Annotated in this window: 28 protein-coding genes; 10 read left to right on the forward strand and 18 right to left on the reverse strand. The window is 69.7% G+C overall.

The window, feature by feature from the left end; translation table 11 throughout:
- Positions 1-130: 130 nt before the first annotated feature.
- Entirely contained in the window at positions 131-841 is a 711-nt protein-coding gene (locus AB0H76_RS21350) for a demethylmenaquinone methyltransferase (RefSeq protein WP_357326644.1), read from the reverse strand.
- 48 nt (positions 842-889) lie between these two features.
- A complete protein-coding gene (locus tag AB0H76_RS21355; RefSeq protein WP_357326647.1) occupies positions 890-1,462 on the reverse strand; it encodes a TIGR03086 family metal-binding protein in 573 nt (190 codons plus the stop codon).
- 165 nt (positions 1,463-1,627) lie between these two features.
- Between AB0H76_RS21355 and AB0H76_RS21360 the strand changes: the two genes are divergently transcribed.
- Positions 1,628-1,864 (forward strand): hypothetical protein, encoded by a 237-nt coding sequence (locus tag AB0H76_RS21360; RefSeq protein ID WP_357326650.1) that lies wholly within the window; start codon positions 1,628-1,630, stop codon positions 1,862-1,864.
- Positions 1,865-1,986: 122 nt separating this feature from the next.
- Positions 1,987-2,253, forward strand: coding sequence for a hypothetical protein (locus tag AB0H76_RS21365; RefSeq protein WP_357326653.1), 267 nt, complete (start codon positions 1,987-1,989; stop codon positions 2,251-2,253).
- Here AB0H76_RS21365 and menD read toward each other — a convergent pair.
- From menD to AB0H76_RS21380, 3 genes are all read right to left on the reverse strand, one after another.
- Entirely contained in the window at positions 2,250-3,905 is a 1,656-nt protein-coding gene (gene menD, locus AB0H76_RS21370) for a 2-succinyl-5-enolpyruvyl-6-hydroxy-3-cyclohexene-1-carboxylic-acid synthase (protein ID WP_357326656.1), read from the reverse strand. The two genes, AB0H76_RS21365 and menD, sit on opposite strands and share 4 nt — an antisense overlap.
- A 147-nt stretch (positions 3,906-4,052) precedes the next feature.
- A complete protein-coding gene (locus AB0H76_RS21375) occupies positions 4,053-4,499 on the reverse strand; it encodes a hypothetical protein (RefSeq protein WP_357326659.1) in 447 nt (148 codons plus the stop codon).
- 97 nt (positions 4,500-4,596) lie between these two features.
- Complete coding sequence (locus tag AB0H76_RS21380; protein WP_357326662.1) at positions 4,597-5,277, reverse strand: PaaI family thioesterase; 681 nt, start codon at positions 5,275-5,277, stop codon at positions 4,597-4,599.
- Between the two features lie 95 nt (positions 5,278-5,372).
- On the opposite strand from AB0H76_RS21380, the gene AB0H76_RS21385 reads away from it, so the two are divergent.
- From AB0H76_RS21385 to AB0H76_RS21405, 5 genes are all read left to right on the forward strand, one after another.
- Positions 5,373-6,266: a 1,4-dihydroxy-2-naphthoyl-CoA synthase gene (locus AB0H76_RS21385; protein WP_357326665.1), complete on the forward strand. Its 894-nt coding sequence runs from the start codon at positions 5,373-5,375 to the stop codon at positions 6,264-6,266.
- Positions 6,267-6,282: 16 nt separating this feature from the next.
- Positions 6,283-6,675, forward strand: coding sequence for a VOC family protein (locus tag AB0H76_RS21390; protein ID WP_357326668.1), 393 nt, complete (start codon positions 6,283-6,285; stop codon positions 6,673-6,675).
- Between the two features lie 334 nt (positions 6,676-7,009).
- Entirely contained in the window at positions 7,010-8,146 is a 1,137-nt protein-coding gene (menE, locus tag AB0H76_RS21395; protein WP_357329786.1) for an o-succinylbenzoate--CoA ligase, read from the forward strand.
- A gap of 80 nt (positions 8,147-8,226) precedes the next feature.
- Positions 8,227-9,222 carry an ATP-binding cassette domain-containing protein gene (locus AB0H76_RS21400; protein WP_357326671.1) on the forward strand — a complete coding sequence of 332 codons (996 nt, stop codon included), beginning with the start codon at positions 8,227-8,229 and terminating at the stop codon, positions 9,220-9,222.
- The gene (locus AB0H76_RS21405) at positions 9,219-10,055 is read left to right on the forward strand and encodes an ABC transporter permease (RefSeq protein ID WP_357326674.1); all 837 of its coding nucleotides are present in this window, start codon (positions 9,219-9,221) and stop codon (positions 10,053-10,055) included. Before AB0H76_RS21400 ends, AB0H76_RS21405 begins: the two co-directional genes overlap by 4 nt.
- Positions 10,056-10,145: 90 nt before the next feature.
- Here the strand turns inward: AB0H76_RS21405 and AB0H76_RS21410 are convergent, their stop codons facing one another.
- Entirely contained in the window at positions 10,146-13,568 is a 3,423-nt protein-coding gene (locus AB0H76_RS21410; protein WP_357326677.1) for a BTAD domain-containing putative transcriptional regulator, read from the reverse strand.
- 169 nt (positions 13,569-13,737) lie between these two features.
- On the opposite strand from AB0H76_RS21410, the gene AB0H76_RS21415 reads away from it, so the two are divergent.
- A complete protein-coding gene (locus AB0H76_RS21415; protein WP_357326679.1) occupies positions 13,738-14,607 on the forward strand; it encodes a 1,4-dihydroxy-2-naphthoate polyprenyltransferase in 870 nt (289 codons plus the stop codon).
- A gap of 62 nt (positions 14,608-14,669) precedes the next feature.
- Here AB0H76_RS21415 and AB0H76_RS21420 read toward each other — a convergent pair whose 3' ends face one another.
- From AB0H76_RS21420 to AB0H76_RS21440, 5 genes are all read right to left on the reverse strand, one after another.
- The gene (locus tag AB0H76_RS21420) at positions 14,670-15,056 is read right to left on the reverse strand and encodes a phage holin family protein (RefSeq protein WP_357326682.1); all 387 of its coding nucleotides are present in this window, start codon (positions 15,054-15,056) and stop codon (positions 14,670-14,672) included.
- Positions 15,057-15,117: 61 nt separating this feature from the next.
- Entirely contained in the window at positions 15,118-15,720 is a 603-nt protein-coding gene (locus tag AB0H76_RS21425; RefSeq protein ID WP_357326685.1) for a Clp protease N-terminal domain-containing protein, read from the reverse strand.
- The gene (locus AB0H76_RS21430) at positions 15,720-15,941 is read right to left on the reverse strand and encodes a helix-turn-helix domain-containing protein (protein WP_357326688.1); all 222 of its coding nucleotides are present in this window, start codon (positions 15,939-15,941) and stop codon (positions 15,720-15,722) included. Before AB0H76_RS21430 ends, AB0H76_RS21425 begins: the two co-directional genes overlap by 1 nt.
- Positions 15,942-16,058: 117 nt before the next feature.
- Entirely contained in the window at positions 16,059-17,144 is a 1,086-nt protein-coding gene (locus AB0H76_RS21435; RefSeq protein ID WP_357326691.1) for a PLP-dependent cysteine synthase family protein, read from the reverse strand.
- Entirely contained in the window at positions 17,141-17,482 is a 342-nt protein-coding gene (locus AB0H76_RS21440) for a DUF4229 domain-containing protein (RefSeq protein ID WP_357326694.1), read from the reverse strand. The genes AB0H76_RS21435 and AB0H76_RS21440 overlap by 4 nt, the downstream gene beginning before the upstream one ends.
- A 183-nt stretch (positions 17,483-17,665) precedes the next feature.
- Here AB0H76_RS21440 and AB0H76_RS21445 point away from each other — a divergent pair, with 183 nt between their 5' ends.
- Both AB0H76_RS21445 and AB0H76_RS21450 read left to right on the forward strand, forming a co-directional pair.
- A complete protein-coding gene (locus tag AB0H76_RS21445; RefSeq protein WP_209886541.1) occupies positions 17,666-17,875 on the forward strand; it encodes a BldC family transcriptional regulator in 210 nt (69 codons plus the stop codon).
- 114 nt (positions 17,876-17,989) lie between these two features.
- On the forward strand, positions 17,990-18,187 hold the full coding sequence (locus AB0H76_RS21450; protein WP_357326697.1) for a hypothetical protein: 198 nt from the start codon (positions 17,990-17,992) through the stop codon (positions 18,185-18,187).
- Positions 18,188-18,250: 63 nt separating this feature from the next.
- Here the strand turns inward: AB0H76_RS21450 and AB0H76_RS21455 are convergent, their stop codons facing one another.
- The 7 genes from AB0H76_RS21455 to hemL all read right to left on the reverse strand — a co-directional run bounded on the left by AB0H76_RS21455 (position 18,251) and on the right by hemL (position 25,694).
- Complete coding sequence (locus AB0H76_RS21455; protein ID WP_357326700.1) at positions 18,251-18,958, reverse strand: hypothetical protein; 708 nt, start codon at positions 18,956-18,958, stop codon at positions 18,251-18,253.
- Between the two features lie 88 nt (positions 18,959-19,046).
- Entirely contained in the window at positions 19,047-20,012 is a 966-nt protein-coding gene (gene ccsB / locus AB0H76_RS21460) for a c-type cytochrome biogenesis protein CcsB (RefSeq protein WP_357326703.1), read from the reverse strand.
- A gap of 2 nt (positions 20,013-20,014) precedes the next feature.
- Positions 20,015-21,655 (reverse strand): cytochrome c biogenesis protein ResB, encoded by a 1,641-nt coding sequence (locus tag AB0H76_RS21465; protein WP_357326706.1) that lies wholly within the window; start codon positions 21,653-21,655, stop codon positions 20,015-20,017.
- On the reverse strand, positions 21,652-22,503 hold the full coding sequence (locus AB0H76_RS21470; protein WP_357326708.1) for a cytochrome c biogenesis CcdA family protein: 852 nt from the start codon (positions 22,501-22,503) through the stop codon (positions 21,652-21,654). Before AB0H76_RS21470 ends, AB0H76_RS21465 begins: the two co-directional genes overlap by 4 nt.
- A 94-nt stretch (positions 22,504-22,597) precedes the next feature.
- A complete protein-coding gene (locus tag AB0H76_RS21475; RefSeq protein WP_357326711.1) occupies positions 22,598-23,203 on the reverse strand; it encodes a TlpA disulfide reductase family protein in 606 nt (201 codons plus the stop codon).
- The gene (locus AB0H76_RS21480) at positions 23,200-23,817 is read right to left on the reverse strand and encodes a histidine phosphatase family protein (RefSeq protein WP_357329788.1); all 618 of its coding nucleotides are present in this window, start codon (positions 23,815-23,817) and stop codon (positions 23,200-23,202) included. The genes AB0H76_RS21475 and AB0H76_RS21480 overlap by 4 nt, the downstream gene beginning before the upstream one ends.
- Before the next feature lie 557 nt (positions 23,818-24,374).
- Positions 24,375-25,694, reverse strand: a complete 1,320-nt coding sequence (gene hemL, locus AB0H76_RS21485) for a glutamate-1-semialdehyde 2,1-aminomutase (RefSeq protein WP_357326714.1) — start codon at positions 25,692-25,694, stop codon at positions 24,375-24,377.
- Positions 25,695-25,802: the final 108 nt, after the last annotated feature.

Genomic DNA, 25,802 nt, shown 5'->3' on the forward strand with positions numbered 1-25,802 from the left:
GTTGCGGGGCATTTACCCCGCGTTATCGGCAGGTGACAATTTTCCTCACCGCCGGCGGCGCCAGCGGTGAGATCCGACGCCGACCTGGCGATTCACCGCCCGGGCGCCGGATCCGTGAGTGATCTCACCCTCAGAGCTTGTACCCGCGATGCAGCGCGACGATGCCGCCGGTCAGGTTGCGCCACTGCACCGAAGACCACCCGGCCTCGGTGATGCGCACCGCCAGCTGCCGCTGATTGGGCCAGGCCCGGATGGACTCGGCGAGATAGACGTAGGCATCGGGATTGCTGCTGACCGCCCGCGCGACCTGGGGCAGCGCCTTCATCAGGTACTCCATGTAGACCGTCTTGAAGACCGGCACGACCGGCGTCGAGAACTCGGCCACCACCAGCCGCCCGCCGGGCTTGGTGACGCGCAGCATCTCGCGCAGCGCCTGCTCGCTCTCGGAGATGTTGCGCAGGCCGTAGGAGATGGTCACCGCGTCGAAGGAGTCGTCGGCGAACGGCAGCGCCGTCGCGTCGGCCGCGACCATCGGCACGTTGCGATGCTTGCCGGCCTGCAGCATGCCCTTGGAGAAGTCGGCGGCCAGGCACCAGGCGCCGGTTTTCGCCAGATCCGAGGTGGACACGCCCGTGCCGGCCGCGAGGTCGAGCACGCGCTCACCCGGGCGCGGCGCTACCGCCTTGCGCACCGCCCAGCGCCAATACCGGTCCTGGCCACCGGAAATGACGGTGTTGGTGATGTCGTACCGCTTCGCGACCCCGTCGAACATCGACGCGACCTCGTGCGGCTGCTTGTCCAGCGAGGCCCGAACCGATTCCCGCCGCTCTGTTTTCGCCACGCCCCGACACTAATGCGAACCATGATCACCCGGCTATGCCGACCGGTGTTAGGAAGGCGACTGCGACGGATCGCGGCCCGTCAGCGCCAGAACCCGGTGGAACGCGGGCGCGTCGCCGGCGATCGGCACGACCGGGCCGAACAGTCCGGGGGTGCCCTCGGGCGGGGTGTCGCGCAGGAACTCGAGCAAGGTGTCCAGGTCGGCGTCGCGCACGGTGACGTGCTGGCCGGTGGCCTGGGCGAGATCCCAGGCGTGGATGACCAACTCGTCCAGCGCGACGGTGGCCATGAACTCGGCGGGCATGACGACGGTGCCGGCTTCGGTCTCGCCCTCCCAGGCAGCGGGGTCCCGCCATGCCTCGACCAGGGCCTTCAACTGGGCAGGCACCCGATCGCGCCAATCGGCGACCAGTTCGGCGTCCGGCCCGATGGCGGGCGCCACGGAACGGCCGATCGACTCCTTGGTGGCGCCCTGCCGGAAGGCCTCGGTCAGGCCGACCACGTGCACCAGCAGGTCGCGCACGGTGGTGTCGGCCATCGGGGTGGGGGCGGTGAGCTGATCGTCGGAGATACCGGCGACGACAGCCGCCATTCCGGAGGCGGCGGACTCGAGATCGAACATGGGGGCTCCTATGGGCAAGCGACGTCCTTTCCACATGAGACGGTGCGCACCGCCGGAACTCATCGGTCCCCGCCGTGTTTCCGCCGCGCGCCACCCGCGCCCGGACGCGCCTACCGCTACCAAGTCGTGACGGCGAAAACCGCTGGAAAAGAGGAGAATTGGGAGATGAAGGGTGATCGTGTGGAGATCGTCGTCGACTTCGGCGCCGGGTCTCGCAGTTACGAAGTGGCCGCCACCCGAGCGGGGCGGCGAGTGGACGTGCGGATCGCACGCGGGGTCGTGGAAGTCAGTGAGGTGACTCGCACCGGCACCGCGGTGCGCACCGCGCGGTTCATGGCCAATCGAACGCTGGCGCTGGTGGAATACCCGGCCGACGGGTCGGGGGCGGTCGAGGGCGAATAACGACCGGCCTGGTTGCCGGATCCGGGCATCCGGCGCATCCTCGAAGCTGTGGGTGAGGACACCCGTTGTCCTCGCCGCTACTGGGTAACCGGTGGGCACACAGTCGCGGAGAGGAGCGCACGATGATCGATCGCAGCACGACCCGCCCCTTGGACGAGGTTTCCGAGGCCGACTACGTGGAACAGTCCGTACCCGCCTATCCCGACCCGGCCGTGGATTCCGCGGCCTCCGATCGCGAACTGGCCGAGCAGGTCGAGGCCGACGCGTTCTCCGCGAACACGGCCGATGTGGTCGAGCAATCCATCTCGGTGCCCCTGGACGACGAGTACCGCGGCGATGCCGACGCCGGAGCCGAAGGCAGCGGCGCCGAATACACCGAAGAGATCTAGATCTTCGCCCGCAGGGTGGCGTGCAGTTCGCGCAGGCCGGATCGCTCGGTCGCGACTTCCAGCACCCGCATGCCCTCCGCGTTCCGGGTCAATTCCACCGCCAGCTCGTCGGTATCGAGCTGGCGGTGCGGAATCCGGTAGGCGGCGCACAGGGCGGCCAGATCCATCCCGTGCGGTGTGCCGAAGACCCGCTCGAAGACGCCCGCGTACTGCGGATCGCCCTGTTCCAGCAGCTCGAAGATGCCGCCGCCGTCGTCGTTGGCGACCACGATGGTCAGATCGGCCGGGCGCGGCTCGCCCCGGCCGATCAGCAGGCCGGACGCGTCGTGCAGGAAGGTGAGGTCGCCGATCAGTGAGATGGTGCGGCCGCGGTGCGCCAGCGCGGCGCCGACCGCCGAGGACACCGTGCCGTCGATACCCGCGACACCGCGGTTGGACAGCACCTTGATGCCCGGGCGCGGCTGGGAGACGAGCGCGGCATCACGCACCGGGTTCGAGGCGCCGAGCAGCAGCTGATCGCCCTCGCGCAGCGCGGCCATCACCACGGCGGCCACGTGCAGGCCGGTCGGCTTCGGATGCCGGGCCAGTTCCTCGCGCACCACATCGGTCGCCTTGGCGTTGAATTCCTGGCAGCGCGCGAGCCATTCCGCGCGCGGCGCACCCGTCGTCACCGCGCGGGTGCCGGTGCCGACGACATTGCCGGAGACATCGGGCCAGCGCGGCCCGGTGGTCAGCGCGTAGACGGTGACCTCGGGATCGGCCAGCACCCGCGACACCTGGCGATGCAGGGTGGGCCGGCCGGTGATGATCGCCTGGCGCGGCTTGAGCAGCCCCAGCGCCAGCGGATGCAGGGTGGGGCCGTGCAGCGGCGCGGTCGGCTCGGCGACCGTCGGCAGGTCGGCCAGCTCCGGGCGCAGGCCCGCGCCGTGGCCGGAGATCACGACGGTGTCGGGAGTGAGATCGATGTCGATCGGCACGTCGAGGGTGGCGTACTGGGTGGCTGTCCACGGGCGGCCCGCGTCCCGGCCCAGCGGGGTGACCTCGCCGGGCACCGGAAGACCGCCTACCGCATCGCTGTCCGGCACCAGCGGCTCGCGCAGCGGGATGTCGAAATGCACCGGGCCCGCGTTGCCCGAGCGGGTGCCGCGCGCCGCGGCCAGCACCCGGCACACCGCCGAGCGCCACACGCTGTTCTGCTGGCTGTAGCTGCCGTTGCCGGTGTCGACGCCGAGCTCGGCCAGCCCGAGGCTGATCGTCGCGCGCACCTGGCTGCCGAACAGCCCGAGCTGTTCGACGGTCTGATTGGCGCCGGTGCCGAGCATTTCGTAGGGCCGGTTCGCGCTGAGCACGATCAACGGCACCCGGGCGTAGTTCGCCTCCAGGACGGCCGGGCCGAGATTGGCGACCGCGGTCCCCGAGGTCATCACCACCGGCACCGGGCAGCCACTGGCGACCGCCAGGCCGATGGCCAGGAAGCCGGCCGTGCGCTCGTCGATGCGCATGTGCAGCCGCAGCCGCCCGGCCGCGTCGGCGGCCTGCAGCGCGAAAGCCAGCGGGGCGTTCCGGGAGCCGGGGCACAGCACGACATCCCGCACGCCTCCGCGCACCAGTTCGTCGACGACTACCTGCGCCTGTGCTGTAGACGGGTTCACGCCCCCAGCCTCCCAGACAGTATGTCCCGAGTCTTCGTCACCCTGCTCACAGTAATTGCCAGCACAGCGGCGGTCTCGGCGAGAAAAAACGCCGCACATCGAAGTGCCCCGCAGGGCAAGTGGATTCGATGTGCGGCGCGAGGTAGATCAGCCGGCGTGGCGCTGCACCAGATCGCCGACACGGGGCAGGGCCTCGATGACGTTCTTCTTGGCCGAGGAACGCAGCGAGGAGTAGGCCTTCTGCAGAGCCGGACGGGTGGAGGCTTGGGCGCGGGCATCGGTGACCGACAGCAGCGCCTCGGCGACCTGGTCGGACTTGGCGACGAGGGCATCCGCGAACTTGCCCGAACCGCTGGCGACGAACTCCTGCCAGAACGGATCGAGCTGCGCAACGAGCTTGGGGGCCAACGACTCCAGCGCGTCCGGCACGATGGTCGGGCTGACCTTCTTGGCCGCCGCGTAGGCGCCCTTCACGGCCAGGCCGGACGCGCCACCCTTATCCGACACCTCGGCGTCCAGAACCTCCTTGGCATCGGCAAGGAAAGCCGTACGATTGGCGTCGTTGAGCAGGGATTCAGACAGTGCTGCAACCACTTTCAGGTTCCTCCGGATCGATGTCGATGAACGAGCGCTGGCCACTATACGCACCACTGGCACCACACTGGTGGCGCTGACCCGGCGAGTGGGCGCGTCACGGCTGCCAAGGCAGCAGTTGAACCATCAAACCTTCACAATCCGCGAGGACTTCGCCCAGGTCATCGCGTAATTCCGCGGTGATGAAGGTCTTTCGGCCCTCGATGCGATCGACACGCCCCCGAACCGTCAGTCGTGTCTCCAGCGGAGTGATCTTGCGGTAGTTCACATGCAGATACGCGGTTCGGCTGATCGGCCGTCCGGAGTAGTGCACGATCATGCCGAGCAGATCGTCGAACAGCAGCGGCAGCACACCGCCGTGCGCGGCGCCGTTGCCGCCGAGGTGGTATCGGCGGAACTCGCCGGCCATGGTGATGCCGTCGGGCCCGGCCTCGACCGTCTGCCACGGCAGCAGCAGCAGGCTGCCCCGGCCCGGCAGCTCGACGGCGCGGCCGGCCGGGCCCTGCAATTCGGGAGCGCGGTGCGGCTCGAGCAGCTCGATCAGGTCCCGCGCCTTGGCGAGCGCGTCGCCGAACACCTCGTTGGAGGCGTCGACGCAGACGGCCAGATCCTGCAGCGTGCGCATGGCCTCGACGAACGGGCCGAAGTTCGACCCGATCGTGGCCCGGGACACCTTGGGGAAACCGCCGTGTTTCTCGTACCGGCTGTCGTCGACCATGCTGCGGTCGATTTTCGGCCCGGCGCCGTTCTGTGAAACAGGTTCCACTCGCTCACTCATAACTTGCACGGTAACGCGTCTTTTTACACCGTCAAGTCCTGAGGATCGATAACCGGGCACTGGCCAGTGCGCGGGGCGCGACGATAATCTCTGGCGTGACGTTCAATCCGAAGTTGTGGCGCCCCGTTCCTGGATTCGAGAACCTGACCGACATCACCTATCACCGGCATGTCGACCAGGGCACGGTCCGCATCGCGTTCGATCGGCCCGAAGTGCGCAACGCCTTCCGGCCGCACACCGTCGACGAGCTCTTCCGGGCCCTGGACCACGCACGGATGACGCCCGACGTCGGCGCGGTACTGCTCACCGGCAACGGCCCCAGCACCAAGGACGGCGGCTGGGCGTTCTGCTCCGGCGGCGATCAGCGCATCCGCGGCCGCAACGGCTACCAGTACGCCAGCGGCGAGACCTCCGACACCGTCGACCAGGCCCGGGCCGGCCGGCTGCACATCCTCGAGGTCCAGCGCCTCATCCGCTTCATGCCCAAGGTCGTCATCGCGCTCGTCAACGGCTGGGCCGCGGGCGGCGGGCACAGCCTGCACGTGGTCTGCGACCTCACCCTGGCCAGCCGCGAGCACGCCCGCTTCAAGCAGACCGACGCCGACGTGGGCAGCTTCGACGGCGGCTACGGCAGCGCCTACCTGGCCAAGATGGTCGGCCAGAAATTCGCGCGCGAGATCTTCTTCCTCGGCCGGCCCTACACCGCCGAGGAAATGCATCAGATGGGCGCGGTGAACAAGGTCGTCGACCACGCCGAGCTGGAGAACGTCGCGCTGGAGTGGACCGCCGACATCAACGGCAAGTCCCCGCAGGCGCAGCGCATGCTCAAGTACGCGTTCAACCTGCTCGACGACGGACTGGTCGGCCAGCAGCTCTTCGCCGGCGAGGCCACCCGGATGGCGTACATGACCGACGAGGCCGTCGAGGGCCGCGACTCCTTCCTGGAGAAGCGCGCACCCGACTGGACCCCGTACCCCTGGTACTTCTGAGCCGGACGGGACAACGATGGAGATCCTCAGCAGCCGGATAATCCTGCGGCCCGCCGACTACCCGGCCACCCTCGCGTTCTATCGCGACGGCCTCGGCCTCGCGATCGCGCGGGAGTATCCGGGCGGCACCGTGCTCTTCGCCGGACAGTCGCTGGTGGAGGTGGCGGCGCACGGCGGCACGGGTGCGGCGACCGCGTTCGACGGCGCGATCTGGTTGCAGGTGCGCGATGTCTCCGACGCCGCGGCCGAGCTGTCGCTCAAGGGCATTCCGATCGATCGGCCCCCGGTGCGCGAACCGTGGGGGCTCATCGAGATGTGGGTGCGCGACCCCGACGGCGTGCCCGTCGTGCTGGTCGAGATTCCGGCAGATCACCCGATCCGGCGGGATACCCGCAGCTCGGACCACTGATCGGCGGGCTCGGCCGGCGCCGCGAGTTGCCAAGGCAGGTCCCGGCGAGGACGATAACGCTGACGTGCGGCGTCCTTCCCGGGTCCACCTTCGTGGGCCCGTTCGTGCCGCCGATCGAAGACCGAGGGTGTCCGACCGCCGAAGTCCGGGTACCCCTTGCGTACCCATCCAACGAGTGAATCGCAGACCTGCATGCCCGGATTAGCTGTGCCCTGTCCGAACCAGACCCGTTCCGCGCTCGGCGGCGCGGGCATGACACGATCCCTCTCGTGAGCACGAGAGGACTGGCGGCAGGCAAGGTGAGCGCGTGAGTAGGAAACTGCGCACGCTGCCCATGCCCACCGGCTCCGGTGTCGGCGACGTCCTGCCGCACCTGCGGGAAGCGTTGGAGGGCAACGGCCCCGCGTGGCTGCCCATCCCGACCAGCGACCGGCGCGAGGCCCAGCGCCTGTCCGACGCGCTGGCGCCGGGCGAACCGATCGACGAGGACGTCGCCCTGGTGGTGACCACCTCCGGCACCACCGGTGTGCCCAAGGGGGCGATGCTCAGCGCGGCCGCCCTGCGCGCGAGCGGGGCCGCCACACATGACCGCCTCGGCGGCCCGGGCAGCTGGCTGCTCGCGCTGCCGACCCATCACATCGCCGGCATCCAGGTGCTGCTGCGCAGCATTCAGGCCGGCACCGAACCGACGGTGCTCGACGTCTCCGGCGGCTTCCTGCCGGAAGCGCTGGCCGGCGCCGTCTCCGGCATGCGCGGCCCGCGCCGCTACACCGCGCTGGTCCCGACCCAGCTGATCAAGGCCCTGGCCGCACCGGTCGCCGCGGCAGCGCTCGCCCAGCTCGACGGTGTTCTCGTCGGCGGCGCCGCCACTCCCCCGCACGTCTACGAGCGGGCGCAAGCGGCCGGCATCAACGTGGTTCGCACCTACGGCATGAGCGAGACCTGCGGCGGCTGCGTGTACGACGGCGTTCCGCTGGACGGCACGCTGGTCCGCATCGAGGACGGCCGGGTGGTGCTCGGCGGCGCCATGATCGCCGAGGGCTACCGCAACCATCCCGAGCACCCGGCCTTCGCCGAACCCGGCTGGTTCCGCACCGAGGACGCGGGCACCTACGAGGACGGCGTGCTGTCCATCAGCGGCCGCCTGGACGAGGCCATCATGACCGGCGGGCTGCTGGTGATCCCGCAGGTCGTCGAGGCCGTGCTGGGCACGCACCCGGCGATCAGCGAGTGCATGGTGCTCGGTCTGCCGGACGAGCGGCTCGGGCAGCGTGTGGTCGTCGCCGTGGTGCCGACCAAGGACGCCGTGCCGACGCTGGAGGAGCTGCGCGACTACGTGGTGCGCGAACTCGACCCGATCGCCGCACCGCGCGAGCTCGCGATCCTGGACGAGCTCCCGCTGCACGGCCCGGGCAAGCCGAACCGGGCCAAGGTCCGCGAACTGCTGCTCAGCGAGCACACGCCGAACTGAGCGCCCGCCCGCGGGCACGCAAGCGGTGCTGTCATCGCCGTGCAAGGGCCGTGCAAGAAGCGGCCCGCACAGTTACCGGCATGACTTCATTCGCACCCAATTCACCGCTCGCCGTAGAGGCGAACGAGCTGGTCAAGGTGTTCGGGGAACAGCGCGCCGTCGACGGCGTCAGCCTGGCCGTGCCGCAGGGCGCGGTGTACGGCGTGCTGGGACCGAACGGGGCCGGCAAGACCACCACCATCCGCATGCTCGCCACGCTGCTGCGCCCGGACGGCGGCAGCGCCCGCATCTTCGGCCGTGACGTCGTCGAGCAGCCCACCGCCGTGCGCTCGCTGATCGGCGTCACCGGGCAGTACGCCTCGGTCGACGAGAAGCTGACCGCCACCGAGAACCTGATGATCTTCTCCCGGCTGCTCGGTCTCAGCCGGATCGACGCCCGGCGCCGGACCACCGAGCTGCTCGAGGAGTTCGACCTGACCGAGGCCGCGGCCAAGCCGCTGGAGCACTTCTCCGGCGGTATGCGGCGCCGGCTCGATCTGGCCGCCAGCCTGATCTCCACCCCGCCGCTGCTGTTCCTCGACGAACCCACCACCGGACTCGACCCGCGCACCCGCGCCCAGATGTGGGAGACCATCCGCCGGCTGGTCCGTGAGGGCGCCACGGTGCTGCTGACCACGCAGTACCTGGACGAGGCCGATCAGCTGGCCGACCGGATCGCGGTCATCGACCGCGGCAAGGTGATCGCCGACGGCACCGCCGACGAGCTCAAGGCCTCGATCGGCGGCTCCTCGCTGCACCTGACCCTGGCCGACCGCACCCAGCTCGACGAAGCCCGCCGCATCGTCAGCGATTTCCTCGGCGCCGAGGCCAAGGTCACCGCCGAAGCCGGCCGGCTCACCGCGCCGCTGCGCACCGCCGACATGACCACCGATCTCCTGATCCGCCTGCGCGAGTGGGAGATCGGGGTCGAGGAGATCAACGTTTCCAAGCCAAGCCTGGACGAGGTCTTCCTCACCATCACCGGCCGCCCGGCCGAGGACAAGACCTCCGACGACACCGAACGGAGCGCGGCATGACCGCCACCCTTACCGCTACCGCGGATTCCGGGCGCAAGCTCGCCGTAATCCCCGACGTGAGCAATCGCGTCAGCCTGCGCCAGACGGTGCAGCACTCGCTGACCATGGCCTACCGCGGCCTGCTCAAGATCAAGCACAACCCCGAGCAGCTCTTCGACGTCACGATCCAGCCGATTCTGTTCACCGCGCTGTTCGCCTTCATCTTCGGCGGCGCGATGTTCGGTTCGGTGGACAACTACCTGCCCCTGTTCATCCCCGGCATCCTGGTGCAGACCGTGGTGCTGACCTCCATCGTCACCGGCACCCAGCTGCGTGAGGACATGGACAAGGGTGTGTTCGACCGCTTCAAATCGCTGCCGATCGCCCGCATTTCGGCGCTGTCGGGCGCGTTGATCGCGGACATGGTCCGCTATCTGATCGCCACCACGCTCACCGTGATCATGGGCCTGATCCTGGGCTACCGTCCCGGTGGCGGCTTCGCCGGCGTGCTGGCCGCGTGCCTGATGGTGATCGTGTGCTCCTTCGCGATCAGCTGGATCTGGGCCCTGGTCGGCGTCACCGGCAAGAGCGCCTCTGCCGTGCAGGGCATCTCGATGATCATCATGTTCCCGCTGACCTTCGTCTCCGGCGCCTTCGCCCCGGTCACCTCGATGCCCGGCTGGTTGCAGGGCATCAACAAGGCCAACCCGGTCTACTACATGGTCAAGGCCGCCCAAGAGTTGATGAACACCAACCACTACGGGTCGAACCTGGCCTGGTCGCTGCTGGGATCGCTGGTAGTGATCCTGGTCATCGCGCCGATCACGGTGCGGGCGTACATGCGTCGGGCATAACCGCACCGCACCGCCGGGCCGAGGGATTCGTTCGAATCCCTCGGCCTTTCCCGTTTCTCAGCCGAACCGGGGCAGCCACCACCCGGCCGGTCAGCGGCCTTCGTGAATCTTCCGCAGTAGCTCCAGGATTCGGTCCGCGGCGCGGCGGCGGCCCAGGTGGGTGGCGCGGTGCAGGGCCTCGTCGACCCGGGCGGCGCCGACGAGGGCGCGGGCCGCGTCCAGGTGCCGGCTGAGTTGCATGGACGGGTAGTCCTGGCGCGCTTGGACTCTGGGGGCCAGGGTCAGCAGTTCCAGGCCGCGGGCGGGGGCGGTGCCGCCGATCAGGAGGTAGGAGCCGAGAGCGCAGGCGACCGAGCCGAGCTGGGGCAGGTCGTGCAGTTGGGTCAGGACCGCCAGCGCCGTGCTGACCAGTTGCGACGGCAAGTCGCCGACGTCGGCGACCGCACCGTGCAGCAGGTGAGCGTCCAGCACGTCGGCGGCCATCATGATGCTGCCGGGGCCGGGGCCGGGCGCGTGGTGCGGCCAGCCGTACAGCTCGAGGGCCTGCCAGTGCCGGCGCAGTCCGCCCGCGATATCGCCCTCGGCGAGCGCGAGTTCCCCCGCGACACCGGCGATGGTGCCCGTGAGGTGGTTGGGCGCACCGGTCATGCCGTCCATCGCGATGCTGTCCGGGCCGAGCGCGAGCTCGATCTCCTGCCGCGCCTGCTCCAGCCGCCCCGAGCCGATCAGGGCCGCCACGAGATGCGTGCGGGTCTCGATGCTCTCCTCCGAGGTGCCCAGTTGCCGCAGCATCCCGAGGCAGCGGGTGTAGTAGGCCACCGCCTCGTCGTACCGCGCGACCTGCCCGCACACGGCGCCCAGGTGGCGGCACAGCATCATGATCCCCCAGACCTCGCTGGGATCGGTCAGCTCCAGCGCCTGGATCCCGTCCATGGTCGAGCCCCGGACGTCACCCATGTTCTCCCGGATATTCGCGCGCAGCATCAGCGCGCTGGCCCGGGTGTACTTGTCCGTCGAGCGGACCCCGTGGGCGAGCAGCCGGGCCGCGCCGCGACCGTCGGCCCGGCTCAGCATGATCCGGCCCAGGAAGCGGTCGTGCGGGCTGATGTCGGTGCGGCGCAGCAGGCGCCGCACCCGGCCCCGCAGCACCACCAGGGTGCGGGTGTCCTCGCCGATGAAGGCCAGGTGCAGGAAGAGCAGCAGATAGCTCAGCATCTGGAATTCGGTGGACGGCTCGTCCGGAACGCCGGTGGGGTCGAGCGCGAGCAGGCGCTGCACCCACCCGGTCAGCTCGACGTGCGAGCCGCGAATCACCCAGAGGCAGCCCGCCACCGGGTACACCGTGTACATGGTGACCGCGTCCTGCCGCTCGACCGCATAGCGCAGCACGGCGAGCAGATTGTCGAGTTCGGCGGCCACCGACAGCGCGAGCCGGACCTGGTCGGTGGTTTCCCGGCCGGCGGCGATCCCGTTCGCGAAACGCCGCGCCCACAGCAGCATTCGGTCGATCACCAGCTCGGCCTCACCGGCCTGCGCGAGCTGCTCCTCGCCGTATTCGCGCACCGTTTCCAGCATGCGATAGCGGGTGCCGAGTCGATCGTCGTCGAGCACCGTGAGCAGCGACTGGTTGACCAGCCCGTCCACCGCCGCCGCGACATCGGCCAGATCCCCGGCCACGCTCTCGGCCGCCGCCAGCGTGAAACCCGCTGGGAAACGGCACAATCGGCGCAGCGCCAGCTGCTGGTCGGGCTCGAGCAGGTTCCAGCTCCACTCGATCACCGCGTGCAGGGTGCGATGGCGTTCGGGTGAACTGCGATCACCGCTGCGCAGCAACGCGAATCGATCGGTGAGCCGGGCGCTGATGTCTTCGACGCTCATCGTGCGGACCCGCGCCGCGGCCAATTCGATGGCCAGCGGCAGCCCGTCCAGGGTGCGGCACAGTTGCGCCACCACTTCCGGGTCCAGCCGCACCGCGGGGCGCACCGCCCGGGCGCGCGCCATGAAGAGGTCGGTGGCGGGCGAGCCGGCCGCGTCGATCGTCAACGGCGGCAACGGATATACCGTCTCCGCGGTGATCATCAGCGGGGACCGGCTGGTGGTCAGCACGGTCAGCCGCGGGCAGGCGCCGATCAGGTCGGCGACGACGACGGCCACCGTGTCGATCAGGTGCTCGCAGTTGTCCAGGATCAGCAGCAGCGGGCGGGCCGCGAGGGCATCGCGCAGGCGTTGCCGCGCCTCGGGCACGTATTGGCTGCGCAGCGCGGCCAATTCGTCGAGTTCACCGCCCGACAGCTGCCGGCCCGCGGCCGCCTCGCGCAACCGCTGCCGCGCGTCGGCGACGTACTGCTTGCGTAATCCGGTGGTATCGACGGCCATATCGCCCAGGCCGAGCGCCGCGCTGATCGCGCCCTCGATCTCGGCCTGTGCCCCGTCCGCGGTGCCGTCGGCGCGCACCGAGGCGAGCTCCACCAGCACGACCGGCAGGTGGCCCGCGGCCCGCGCGCCGACCTCGTTGGCGATGCGGGTTTTTCCGGTGCCGCCGGGGCCGAGCACGGTGACCACGCGGGATTCGGGCAGCAACGCGCCGAGCGCGGCCAGGTCGGCCTCGCGTCCCAGCAGCGCGTTCGGGGCGGCGCGCAGGCCGACCGCTGTCGGGCCGTCCTCGCGCTGCACTCCGTGATCGGTTGTACCGCGCGCTGATTCGACCGGCCGGGTACCGGGGCCGGCACCGTTCGCGTGCCCGTTGGTGGCGCCGCCCAGCGGTTCACCCCGCAGGATCGCGGTGTTCAGGTCGACGAGTTCGCGTCCCGGGTCCGCGCCGAGCTCCTCGCCCAGCCGGGTCCGGAAGGCGGCGAAGGACTCCAGCGCCTCGTTGCCACGCCCGGTCCGGGCGAGCAGGTGCATGAGGGTCAGCTCGGCGGGTTCGTCGAGGGGCTGCCCGGCGGCCAGCTGCCGGGCCAGGCGCAGCGCGCCCTCGAGGTCACCGCCGGATTCCCGGGCGGCGAGCTCGAGGGTGTCGAGCTCACGCAGCCGGGCCGCGGCGGCCGCGCCGAGTTCGTCGGCCACCTCGCCGGGTGGCAGATCGGCGCCGGGTTCGCCGCGCCACAGGGCGCGGGCGGCGGCCACGGCGGCGACACAGCCTTCGGCGTCGCCGCTGTCGTAGGCCACCCGCGCGTCACCCAGCAGTTCCGCGGCGCGGGACAGGTCGACCTGGCCGGGTGGCAGGGTCAGCCGGTACCCGGCGGGGCCGATTTCCAGCGCGCCGTCGGGCAGCGCCGAACGCAGCCGCGAGACCTGGGTGTGCAGCGCGTTCATCGGGGCGCGCGGTGGCTGCTCACCCCAGACGTCGTCGATCAGGGCCTGGGCGCTGCGGGCTCGGCCCGGATGCAGGGCCAGGGCGGCGAGCAGCAGACGGGAGCGGGTGCCCGGCACGGTCTGCAGGGCACTGTCTCGGCGTAGCGCGATCTCACCCAGCAGGGCCACCACGACCGATTCGCCTGCGGGCTTCGTCACTCGACTGTGCCCGTTCGGGCCGCTGTGTTCCGGCAACATTCCTCGGTAATCGTATGCGAGTGACACCGGCTCGGTCCTCCTGATTTTCCGGCGCGTGGCGCGGCGGCGCGGCTGTGGTGTGCCGCACGCCCGGGAGGCCACGGGCCCCTGCGCCCATTAGGCTCGGCGCATGGCTACTGCAGCGCAATGGATCGAGGGTGCGCGCCCTCGTACTCTGCCGAACGCGATCGCACCGGTGCTGGCGGGCACCGGCGCGGCGGCCGCACTCGACGGCTTCGTGTGGTGGAAAGCCGTTCTCGCGCTGCTGGTTTCGCTGGCGCTGATCGTCGGGGTGAATTTCGCCAACGATTACTCCGACGGTATCCGGGGCACCGACGACGAGCGGGTCGGGCCGCTGCGCCTGGTCGGGTCCAAGCTGGCTTCGCCGGCCGCGGTGAAGAACGCGGCGATCGGCAGTCTCGCGCTCGGCGCGGTGCTCGGGCTGGTTCTGGCCGCGACGACCGCGTGGTGGCTGCTGCTGGTCGGCGTGGCGTGCCTGGCCGGCGCCTGGTTCTACACCGGCGGCAGCAAGCCCTACGGGTACAGCGGATTCGGTGAGATCGCGGTATTCGTGTTCTTCGGGTTGATCGCGGTGCTCGGCACCGAATTCGTGCAGGCCGAGCGGGTCGACTGGGTGGGCCTCGTGCTCGCGGTGGGCGTGGGCGCGTTCTCCAGCGCGGTGCTGGTCGCCAACAATCTGCGCGATATCCCGACCGATACCGAGTCCGGGAAGACCACGCTCGCGGTCAAGCTCGGCGATCCGCGCACCCGCACACTGCATCTGGTGCTGCTCGCGGTGCCGTTCGTCGCCACCCTGGCCCTGGTCGCGGCCACCCCGTTCGCGCTGGTCGGCTTGCTCGCGGCGCCGCTCGCGGTGCGCGCCAACGCGCCCGTTCGCGGCGGCAGGCTGGGCATGGAACTCATTCCGGCCCTGCGCGATTCCGGCCTGGCGCTGCTGGCGTGGTCGGCGCTCACCGCGCTCGCCCTGGCCTTCGGCTGATTCGCCGCTCGCACGACACGACCCCCGTGGTTGCCCACGGGGGTCGTGTCGTATCGCCGCGGTCAGTCGTTGTCGGGGACCAGGATGCCCAGCACGAAGTTGACCAGCCAGATGATGACGCCGCCCAGGATCGCCGCCCAGAAACTGCCGATGTGCAGGCCGTAGTCGGAGAACGCGTCGGTGATCCAGGAGGTCAGGAACAGCATCAGGGCATTGACGACCAGCAGGAACAGGCCGAGGGTGAGTACCACCACCGGCAGTGACAGCAGTTTCACCAGAGGTTTGACCAGGGCGTTCACCACGGTGAAGACCGCCGCGATGACGAGCACGACGATGATTTTCCCGCCGTTGCCCTGGTCCGCCGGGTAGACGATGTCGATCTTGTCGACCCAGGCCGCGGCCAGCCAGATGGCCACTGCGTTGATGATCAACCGAATCAGAAGCTGCATGGGGCCATGCTAGGCCCCATGCGCGCCCCGGGTAGGTGCAAAACACGGTGACCAGTCCGGTTCAGGCGGCGTGATCGAGCAGTGTGTGCACCTTCGGGCGCAGGCCCTCGATAGTGTTCGGCCCGCCCAGGATTCGCGCGGTCACCGGGTTGGGCGCCCGCAGAATCGCGAGCAGGATGTGCCCGGACTGGATGCTGTCGTCCTTGCGCGCGAGCGCCTCCCGCAGCGACAACTCCAAGATCTTCTTCGCATCGCGGGTGAACGGGATGTGCCCGAACATCTTCGGCCCGCCGAAGCCGAAGCGCCCGCGCTTCTCGCCCTCGGGGGGCACGGCCCGCTCCAGGGCGTCGGCGCCGAAGGTGGCCTCCAGGCTTTCGCGCACGGCGTCGAGATCGATGCCGATCGAGCGCAACGCCTCGGCGTCCTCCGCGCCCAGCGGCTCGCCCTGATCCGCGGCGGCGGGGGCGCCGAGCCCGAGCCTGCCCAGCACGCCCTCGTGCGTGAGCCCCGCCTCGGCCAGCAGCGCTTTCAGCGCGGGTTCGCCCTCCGAGAGCACCCCGAGCAGGACGTGCTCGACCTCGATATTGTCGGAGCGCAACTCGCGTGCGTCCTCCTGCGCGACGACCACGGCCTTGCGCGCGTACTTGCTGAACCGTTCGAACATCAGCGGTTCCCGCCTCTCCGGTTGTACTTCTGATGGACCGCCTGCTTGCTGACCTCGAGCGCTTCGGCGATGGCCTGCCAGGACCAGCCCTGTTCGCGGGCACTGGCGACCTGAATCGCTTCCAGACGCTCGAGCAGCCGACGCAGTGCGAGCACCGCGCGCAGCCCGACCCTGGGGTCGGGACTGCCGGCGGCGGCCGCCAGGTTGGTTGCTTCTGTCATGCCGTCAATTTTGATTGACGCCCGGGGCTCGTGTCAACAAAAATTGACGCTTGTTCGCCCAGGGAAAACACGAACACCCCCGCACTCGGGCGGGGGTGTTCGGGAAAAGTGCCGCTATTAGCCGGTCCAGGCGCCCGAGGCGTGGAACTGCTCCAGGATGGTGGTCGGCTCGGCCAGGCTCATCCCCTGCGCGGCAACCCAGGAATCGTCGAAGTAGGTGCCCGCGTAGCGATCTCCGCCGTCACAGATCAGCGTCACGATGCTGCCCGCGCGGCCCGCGGCGAGCATCTCACCGATCAGCGCCCACACACCCCACAGATTGGTGCCGGTGGACCCGCCGACCCGGCGACCGAGAGCGACGCTGGCATGCCGGGCAGCCGCGATGGAGGCGGCGTCGGGCACGTGGATCATCCGATCGACGACCTGCCCGATGAACGACGGCTCGACCCGCGGGCGGCCGATTCCCTCGATGCGCGAGGACATTCCGGTCTGGTAATCCACGTCGGCGGTCTCGTAGCCGCCGTAGAACGCGGAGTTCTCCGGATCCACCACGGCCAGCTTGGTGGCATGCCGGCGATAGCGGATGTAGCGGCCGATGGTGGCGCTGGTACCGCCCGTGCCCGCGCCGACCACGACCCACTCCGGGATCGGGCACGGCTCCAATTCCATTTGCTGGAAGATGGATTCGGCGATGTTGTTGTTGCCGCGCCAGTCGGTGGCGCGTTCGGCGTTGGTGAACTGGTCCATGTAGTGGCCGTCGCATTCGCGGGCCAGCCGCGCCGCCTCGGTGTACATCTCCGGCGGGCGCTGCACGAAATGGCAACGGCCACCCTGCGCTTCGATCAGCGCGATCTTCTGCGGCGAAGTGCTCGCGGGCATCACCGCGACGAAATCCAGGCCGAGCAGCTTCGCGAAATACGCCTCGCTGACGGCGGTCGACCCCGAGGACGCCTCCACCACGGTGGTGCCCTCGGTGACCCAGCCGTTGCAGATCGCGTACAGGAACAGCGAGCGCGCCAGGCGATGCTTCAAACTGCCTGTGATGTGGGTGGATTCGTCCTTCAGATACAGCTGGATGTTCCACTCCAGCGGCAGCGGATAGCGCAGCAGGTGGGTGTCGGCGCTGCGCTGGGTGTCGGCGTCGATGAGCCGGACCGCGTTGTCCACCCAGTCCCGCGGGGCGCTCTGATCACAGAACCTCACTTGCCGGTCTCCGTCTCACCCCGCAGCCGGGCATGCAACTGCGCCTTGTCCGCTCGGCGCTTGGCATCCACCACCGCGATGTCCTCGTTGACCCGGGTGCGCAGCTTCTTGAACAGCGTCAGCGACAGCGGCATCGCGATGATCAGGGCGAACAGCGCCGCCACCACAATCGGGATCTCGACCCGCACCAGCTTGGCCACCAGCACGATCACGGCCGCGATCACCACGACCAGGCCCAGCCTGGCCAGGGTGTACAGCGCCAGATTGCGGACCAGCCGCCTGTTCACCCGTTCGGGTTGCTGCGTGGATGCCGGATCTGACTGAGTTGCGTCGCTCACGTCAGCCAGCGTATGCGAAGCTGTTGCCCGCCCTCGGTCCCCACCCATCGCCGAGGTCGGGCGCTTATCCGTTTTGTCCATTACTTCGCCTTTACCAAACGTAGGTGGTTCGCGTACCTAGGGGTTGGAGTGCAACGATGGCGCCATCTGATGAGGGAACTGTCGAGAACGGAGAGGTTTGCTATGAGTGCGATCACCGTCGGCGGCCAGGACACCCTGCTGACACCGGGGCAAGTTGCTGCCATGTTCCACGTCGATCCCAAGACCGTCACCCGCTGGGCCCACGCCGGGCGCCTCGGCTCGCTGCGCACACCGGGCGGTCATCGCCGGTTCCGCGAGTCCGAGGTGCTGCAGCTACTGCGTTCGCTGACCACCGAGGCCTCGGTCCGCTGATTACCCGGGTGCCCGGGGCTGTCAATGCCCGCACCCGGCCTTATCCAACAATTTCGTGTCTGCGGTGGGCATCGGGCACGCCCGCGGCTAACCTTCTAACCAGGAGGTAAGCACGTGACGTACCTGTTGGCGCTCATCGCAGTCGTAGCAATCGCGGTGCTGTGCTGGAAAGCTTTCGGTCCGGAACGGATGGGCGAGCCGGCCCCGCGCACACCCAAGTCGAAGCGAATTCTCGGGCCGGACGATGACCCGGATTTCCTCTGGCGGTTGTCCAAGCAGCGGCGGGACGGGGACGGTTCCTCGGAGCGCTGATACACCCACCGATGTCCGGCTACCCACGTGCTCACGCACGCGCGTAGCCGGACATCGGCGTTTCTAGGCCAGTGCGCGGGTGATGTCCGGGCGCTCGGTCGGGTGCTCGAAGTAGTGGCGGACCAGGTGGTAGGCCAGCAGTGGATGGGTCGCCAGCTGTTTGTCGGTCACGGTGATGACCGCGGCGCCCTGCGAATTCCGAAGCACCCAGCGGGTCGTACGGCCGACCCGGGCGGGTAGCACCGCATCCGGGTCCCGCACCTCGATACCGAAATTGTTCGTCCACGAACCGTTGCCGATCGGATTTCCCGAGCCCGAATCGGCGAGATAAGGGCGGACCTGCACGATCTCGTCCCACGGAACCGCGAACTGCGGCCCGACGATCCGGGTCGGGGTGAGCCGCAGACCGGGCTCCGCGTCCCGCGGTTCCGCCAGCACCGCGTAGCCGAGAAACAGGAAGATCGCGGCGATCACCCCGAAGCAGAACGCGCCACCGACCGGCCCCCACTCCTGGTTGACGACCGCCACCACCCCGCCCGCACCCACCAGTCCCAAGCAAAGCGTGCCGATCAACACGAACAGCACACCCGCCCACCGTGACGTGCGCCGAAACGGCACCAGCAACCCGGACTCCACCACCCCGTCCGCTTCCACCTCGACAACCCGAATCCCACTGCTGCCCTTGGCCACATTGCTCCGCGTCCACTGCTCGTCCCGGCGCCACTCCCCCGGCCACGGCAGCAGATCCACGCGATGTCCCACCCCACTCACGCCCCGATCGTCGCACACCGCACCGGGTTTCGCGCCGCACGCAAACCGGCCCAGGCGAATCCGCCTGGGCCGGTCGTCGTTCGAAGCGTTAGTTGAGTCCGGCGTAGCTGTGCAGACCCGAGATCACCATGTTGATGATGAAGAGGTTGAAGAGCATGGCGACGAAGCCGGCGACGTTGATCCAGGCGGCTTTGGTGTCGCGCCAGCCGGAGGTGGCGCGGGCGTGCAGGTAGGCGGCGTAGAGGACCCAGGCGATGAAGGAGCAGGTTTCCTTGGGGTCCCAGCCCCAGAAGCGGCCCCAGGCGGCTTCGGCCCAGATGGCGCCGAGGATGACGCCGGCGCCGAAGAGGGGGAAGCCGAGGATGGTGGTTTTGTAGGCCAGGCGGTCCAGGGTGCGGGCGTCGGGGAGGCGGCGGGCGATGAGGCCGAGGAGGTTGCTGGATTCCTCGCCTTCGGGCTGGCGCAGACGGAAGAGGAACAGCAGGCTGGCGACGCCGGAGAGCAGGAAGATGCCGCTGCCGATGCTGACCACGGTGACGTGGATGGGAAGCCAGAACGATTGCAGGGCCGGGACGACGGGGGCGGCTTCGGCGTAGAGGACCTGGCCCGCGATGAACATCAGGACGAGGTTCGGCACCAGCAGGAAGACCCACATCGAACGGAACTTGCGCTCGTTCAGGAAGGCGACGCCGACGACCATCGCGGCGGCCGTGGCCATCACGACGAACTCGTACATGTTGCCGAGCGGGAAACGGTGGGTCGCGAAGCCGCGCAACACGATCGAACCGACGTGCAGCACGATGCCGACCATCAGCACCGAGAACGCCATATTGCCGAAGCGTTCCGGCCAGGCCGGCTTCGGCGCCTCCTCGATGCGACCGGGCGTGCCGGGTGCGAGCGAACCACCGCCCGCGGCGACCAGTTCGCGCTCGGACAGCTTCTTCTGCGCCGCCGAATACTGCACGATCAGTAGCGCGAGCACGAGCACATAGACAACCCACGCCGATTTGAAGGCGAGGTTGCTGTACCCGGCGAGCGTCTCGTCGATCGGCATGGTCACTCTCCCGAGGTCTTGGTGGGGTCAAGCAGACGCGCGCGCAGGCGATCGAATTCGCCACCCCAACCGGCTTGGTCGGTTCTGGCGAGCCCGCCCATCTCTACTACGGCGCGTCGTTGGTCAACGGTACCGGCATCATCGGCCGACGGGTAGACCCGCACCCAGATCCGCCGCCGCTTCACCAGCAGCGACACCAGCAACCCGGCCATCATGGCCAGCGCGCTCACCAGCACCCACTGCTGCGCCGGGTCGTGCGAGACCTGCAGGTTCACGAACTCCTTGGCACCGTCGAAAGTCACCTTGGTGCCGTTGGGCAGGGTCGCGGACTCACCGGGGCGCAGGTTGGTGCGCGCCTCCTTGGTGAGCCGGTTCTGCGCGATCATCTCCCGGTCCAGCGCGAACAGGGACTGCGGGCGGCCGGTGTCCAGGCCGGTGTCGCCGCGATAGATGTCGACGGCGACGGCCGGGTCGTCCATCCGCGGGAACGCGGAGGTGAGCAGGCTGCCGTGGAACAGGGCGGTCGGCGCGAACAGCCCGTCGATGGCGATCTGGTTCTTGCGGCGCTCTTCCTCGGTCGGATAGAGGTCGCCGGGCGGGTCGATGCGCAGCACGCCGCTGGACAGGAAGGTCTGGGCGTCGTCGGGCTTCCACTGGATGGTCTCGGTGCGGGTCTGCCCGTTCGGGAAGGTGACGGTGAACGTCGGCGCGAACCCGTGGCCCTGCAGGTACAGCCGGTCGCCCGCGACGCGCAGCGGATGGTTCACCTGGATCGCGGTGTCGCGCCAGGTGTTGGACTCCAGGTCCGCGCCGGCCTGGTACTGGATGTTCGAGGTGAACATCTCGGCCTGGCCGTTGTCCAGGTAGTCGGCCTTGAAATCCTTGACCCGCACGCAGATCGGCGTCATGCCGGTGCCGTCGTTGACGTTGCCGGCCTTGAACGAGTCGAACACCGCGGGCGAGGTGGTGCAGAAACCGGGGCCGTTGTCGGCGATCACGATGACGCTGCCCTCGTAGCCGAACAGCTTGCCGACCGCGATGGCGATGAGCAGCCCGACCAGCGCCAGGTGGAAGACGAGGTTGCCGAGTTCGCGGGTGTAACCCTTCTCCGCCGACAGCGTGATCTCGCCGTCGCGCTGTCCGGGCCGGATCTCGGTGCGCCAGCCGCGCAACTGCGCGCGCGCCTGCTCGATGACCTGCTCGGGCGTGCGCTGCACCGTCTCACTGTGGTGATGCGGCAGCCGGCCCAGATTGCGCGGCGCTTTCACCGGCGCGGTGCGCAGCGCCTTGTAGTGGTCGAAGCAGCGCGGCAGGATGCAGCCCACCAGCGAGAGGAACAGCAGCACATAGACCGCGGTGAACCAGAAGCTGGAGAACACGTCGAACAGTTCGAAGCGGTCCATCCACGGACCCAGCGTCGGACGGGCGGCGATGTACTCGGCGACCTTGCCCTCGTTCAGGTTCCGCTGCGGCAGCAGTGCGCCGGGGATCGCGGCCAGCGCCAGCAGGAACAGCAGCACCAGCGCGGTCCGCATGCTGGTCAGCCCGCGCCAGGCGTTGCGCACCAGCGCCCAGGCCCGGCCCGGCAGGGACTGCCGCGGCGGCTTCGGAGCGGCGGCCGTGGGGGTTTCGGTCATGGTCATATCGGCAGGGTCACCTCGGAGACGAACGCATCACGCACCCAGGCGACGAACTGGTCCCACGCCCCCGTGACCAGCGCGACGCCCACGGCGACGAGCAGCAGTCCCCCGATGATCTGAATGGTGCGCGAGTTGCGGCGCAACCAGCCCACTCCGCGCAGCGCGCTCGCCGACCCGAAAGCCAGGATCACGAACGGCAATCCGAGCCCAAGGCAGTAGGCGACGATGAGCGCCACGCCCCGGACCGCGGTCGTGCCGTCGGTGCCCGCGGACACCGCCATCACCCCGGACAGCGTCGGCCCGAGACACGGCGTCCAGCCCAGCGCGAACACCGCGCCCAGCAGCGGTGCGCCCGCGATGCTGGTCAGCCGGCGCGGCTCCATCCGGGTGTCGCGCTGCAGCGCGGGAATCAGCCCGATGAACGCCAGGCCCATCACGATCGTCACCACGCCGCCGATGCGCTGCAGCAGTTCACGATTCACGTTCAAGGTCTGGATGACACCGAAGACCGTCGCGGTGGCGAGCACGAAGACCACCGTGAACCCGGCCACGAAAAGCCCTGCGGCACCGGCGACCCGGATACGTCCCGCCCGCATCGCCTGCTTCGAGGTATCGACGGCGACCGAACCGGACTGCGCGCCGGCGCCTTTGGCCTGCGCCACGGTGACCGGCGGAGCCTCGGCCCCGACCAGCCCCGCCAGATACGACAGGTACCCCGGCACCAGCGGCACCACACACGGCGACGCGAACGACACCAGCCCCGCCAGCACGCACGCCCCGAGCGCGAGGAACAGCGGGCCGTCGGCGGCGGTCTGCTGGAAGGAGTCGCCGACGCTCGCGAGCACGGTCATCCGGTCACCCCCGCGAGCATTTTCGTGCATTTTTCGCCCGAAACCGCGCTCGGTACGCCGGATTCCGCGAAAAGTGCACGACTATGCCAGCCGATCACGCGTTCGCCTCCGCGGCGAGCTTGTCGACGACCGGCTGCAAGTCGTCGGCGGTGAGGGCGCGCAGGAACACCGCGGCGACGCGGTGCTGCTTGTCCAGGATCAGCGTGGTCGGGATGACGCTGGTCGGGAAGTTGCCGCCCAGGGCGAGCAGGGTGCGCATGGACGGGTCGTAGATCGACGGGTAGCCGACCTTGTTGGCCGTCATGAAGTCCTGCGCCTTGTCCTGCTGCGGGTCACGGACGTTGATGCCGAGGAAGGCGACGCCCTTGTCCTTGCTGGCCTCGTAGACCTTTTCGAGCGCGGGTACTTCGGCGCGGCACGGCCCGCACCACTGCCCCCAGAGGTTGATCACCACGACCTTGCCCGCGAAATCGCTGACGGACACCGGTTTCCCGGTCATCAGGTCGGGCCCGGAGAGGGCGCCGATGGTGCCGCGGGTGTCCGGCGGATCGTAGGCGATGGCGGTCTTGCCGCCGGGTGAGACGAATTCGAAGGTGCCGCCGGTTGCCACCGCGTCGGTGCCGGTCGAGCAACCGGCGAGCACGGCGATCACGGCCACACCCGCCAGCAACACCGATCCGGCCCGCCGCAGTGCGGTCATGCGCCGTGCACCGTGGGATCCGAGCCGCCCGCGGGCTCGGAGTAGACGATGTCGACCAGGGTGTCGCCCTGGTAGACCAGCGAGGTCAGCGAGGCCAGCGAGCACTGGCGCTGGCGCGGATCGTGCCAGAGGCGCTGGCCCTGCAGGAACCGGCGCAGCGTCCACACCGGCAGCTGGTGCGAGACCAGCACGGCCTCGTGCCCGGCCGCCTCGACGCGGGCCTTGTTGACCGCGGCCAGCATGCGGTGCGCGATCTGCAGGTACGGCTCGCCCCAGGAGGGCGTGAACGGGTCGCGCAGCTTCCACCAGTGCCGGGGCTTGCGCAGCGCGCCGTCGCCGACCGAGACCCGCAGGCCCTCGAAGGTGTTGCCCGCCTCGAGCAGGTTCTCGTCGGTGCGCACGATCAGTTTGTGTGCCGCGGCGATGGGCGCGGCGGTTTCCTGCGCGCGCTGCAGCGGGGAGGCGATGACCAGGGCGATGTCGTGGTCGGACAGCGAGCGCGCGACTGCGCCGGCCTGCGCGCGACCGGCCACCGACAGGGCGAAGCCGGGCAGGCGGCCGTAGAGGATGCCGCGCGGATTGTGCACCTCGCCGTGGCGCAGCACGTGCACGATGGTCTCGACGCTGTCGTCGACCGGCGCGAGGTCCTCGGCTTCCGGGGCGGTCGGCCGCGGGCGAGCGACAGTGCCGGACACCGGAGGGTGCACAGCCTGCGGCTCGACAGCGTTCTGCGGGCCGTCCGGCGCTTCGCCGGCCTGCGCGACCGCGTCCGCGACATCGACGCCCTCGATCAGCGCCACCGCGGCGGCCTCGGCGGAAACCCCCGTGACCGCCTCGGACACCGGGTCGGCCAGCGCGGCGACATCGTCCGCGCTGGAGCTGGCCTCGGCCTCGCTGAACGGTGCGTCCGGGCTCGGGGCGTCCCCGGTGGCGAACTCGGCGGCCGCCCGGGCTTCGTCGGCGACGGCCAGGTCCGCGGCGGCGGCGTACACGACCGCGGCGGCGACGGCTTCGGCCTCGACATCGGCGGCGGCCAGGCCGGCGTCCAGCGCGGCCGCGGCGGCCTGCACGGCAGCCGGGTCACCGCTGGAATCGATGATCGGTGCGGCGGACTCGGGGGCGAAGCTGGTTAGCTCGCGCTTGTCGGCGCCGGGCTGTTCGAGATCGGAACTCACGCGCGGAATCCTTCGGGGGTTGCGGCCGCGGCCGCGGAAGCGGCGGCGGGCAGAGCGGCGGCAATACGGTCGAATGCGTCCTCGTCGAGCGCCGCGGAGACGAACCAGGCTTCGAACGCGCTCGGCGGCGCGTACACGCCGCCGTCGAGCAGGGCGTGGAAGAAGGCGGGGAAACGCCAGGTCTGGCTGGCTTTGGCGGCGGCGTAGTCGGTCACCGGGCGATCGGCGAAGAACACGCTCACCATATTGCCCGCGAACTGCACCTGATGCTCGACGCCCGCCGTGGTCAGGGCTTTACCGAGCAGGCCGCCGAGGCGCTCGGCGTTGCGGTCGAGGGCGGCGTAGACCGCGTCGTCGGCCGCGCGCAGCGAGGCCATGCCCGCGGCGACGGCGACGGGATTACCGGACAGGGTGCCCGCCTGGTAGACCGGGCCGAGCGGGGCCAGGTGGTTCATGATCTCGGCGCGACCGCCGAACGCGGCGGCGGGCAGGCCACCGCTCATCACCTTGCCGAAGGTGTAGAGATCGCCCGCGACACCGTCGAGACCGAACCAGCCCGCGCGGCTGACCCGGAAACCGGTCATCACCTCGTCCATGACGAGCAGCGCGCCGTGCTCGCTGGTGAGCCGGCGCAGCCCCGCGTTGAAGCCGGGCACCGGCGCGACCGCGCCCATGTTGCCCGCGGCGGCCTCGGTGATCACACACGCGATCTCGCCTGGGTGCGCGGCGAACGCGGCGGCCACGGCCTCGAGATCGTTGTAGGGCAGCACCAGGGTGTCACCCGCCTGCGCGCCGGTGACGCCGGGCGAGGTGGGCAGGCCGAGCGTGGCGACGCCGGAACCGGCGTCGGCGAGCAGCGCGTCGACGTGGCCGTGGTAGCAGCCGGCGAACTTGATGATCTTGGAGCGACCGGTGTAACCGCGGGCCAGCCGCACCGCGCTCATCGTCGCCTCGGTGCCGGAGTTGACCAGCCGGACCCGCTCGACCGGCGCGACCCGCTCGGCGATCAGCTCGGCCAGCTCGATCTCACCCTCGGTCGGCGCGCCGAAGGACAGGCCGCCGACAGCCGCGCGTTGCACCGCTTCCACGACCGCCGGATGCGCGTGGCCCAGGATCATCGGACCCCAGGAGCAGACCAGGTCGACATAGTCGTTGCCATCGACGTCGGTCAGCGTGCAACCCTTGGCCGAGGCGATGAATCGGGGCGTGCCGCCCACGGATTTGAAGGCCCGCACGGGCGAGTTGACGCCGCCGGGAATGACCGAGCCAGCTCGTTCGAAAAGCTGAGCGGAAACCGGAACGGATGTCGGACTCACGCGCGGAGAAGAACTCACGGCCTCCAGTCTCTCAGCTGTCCCGCGACCGGTCGACGACAGGGTGTAGTCGAGGTGACGCACCCCACCCGGCGCCCGGCAACACGCCGA

The organism is Nocardia sp. NPDC050712, assembly GCF_040654295.1.
Lineage (GTDB): Bacteria > Actinomycetota > Actinomycetes > Mycobacteriales > Mycobacteriaceae > Nocardia.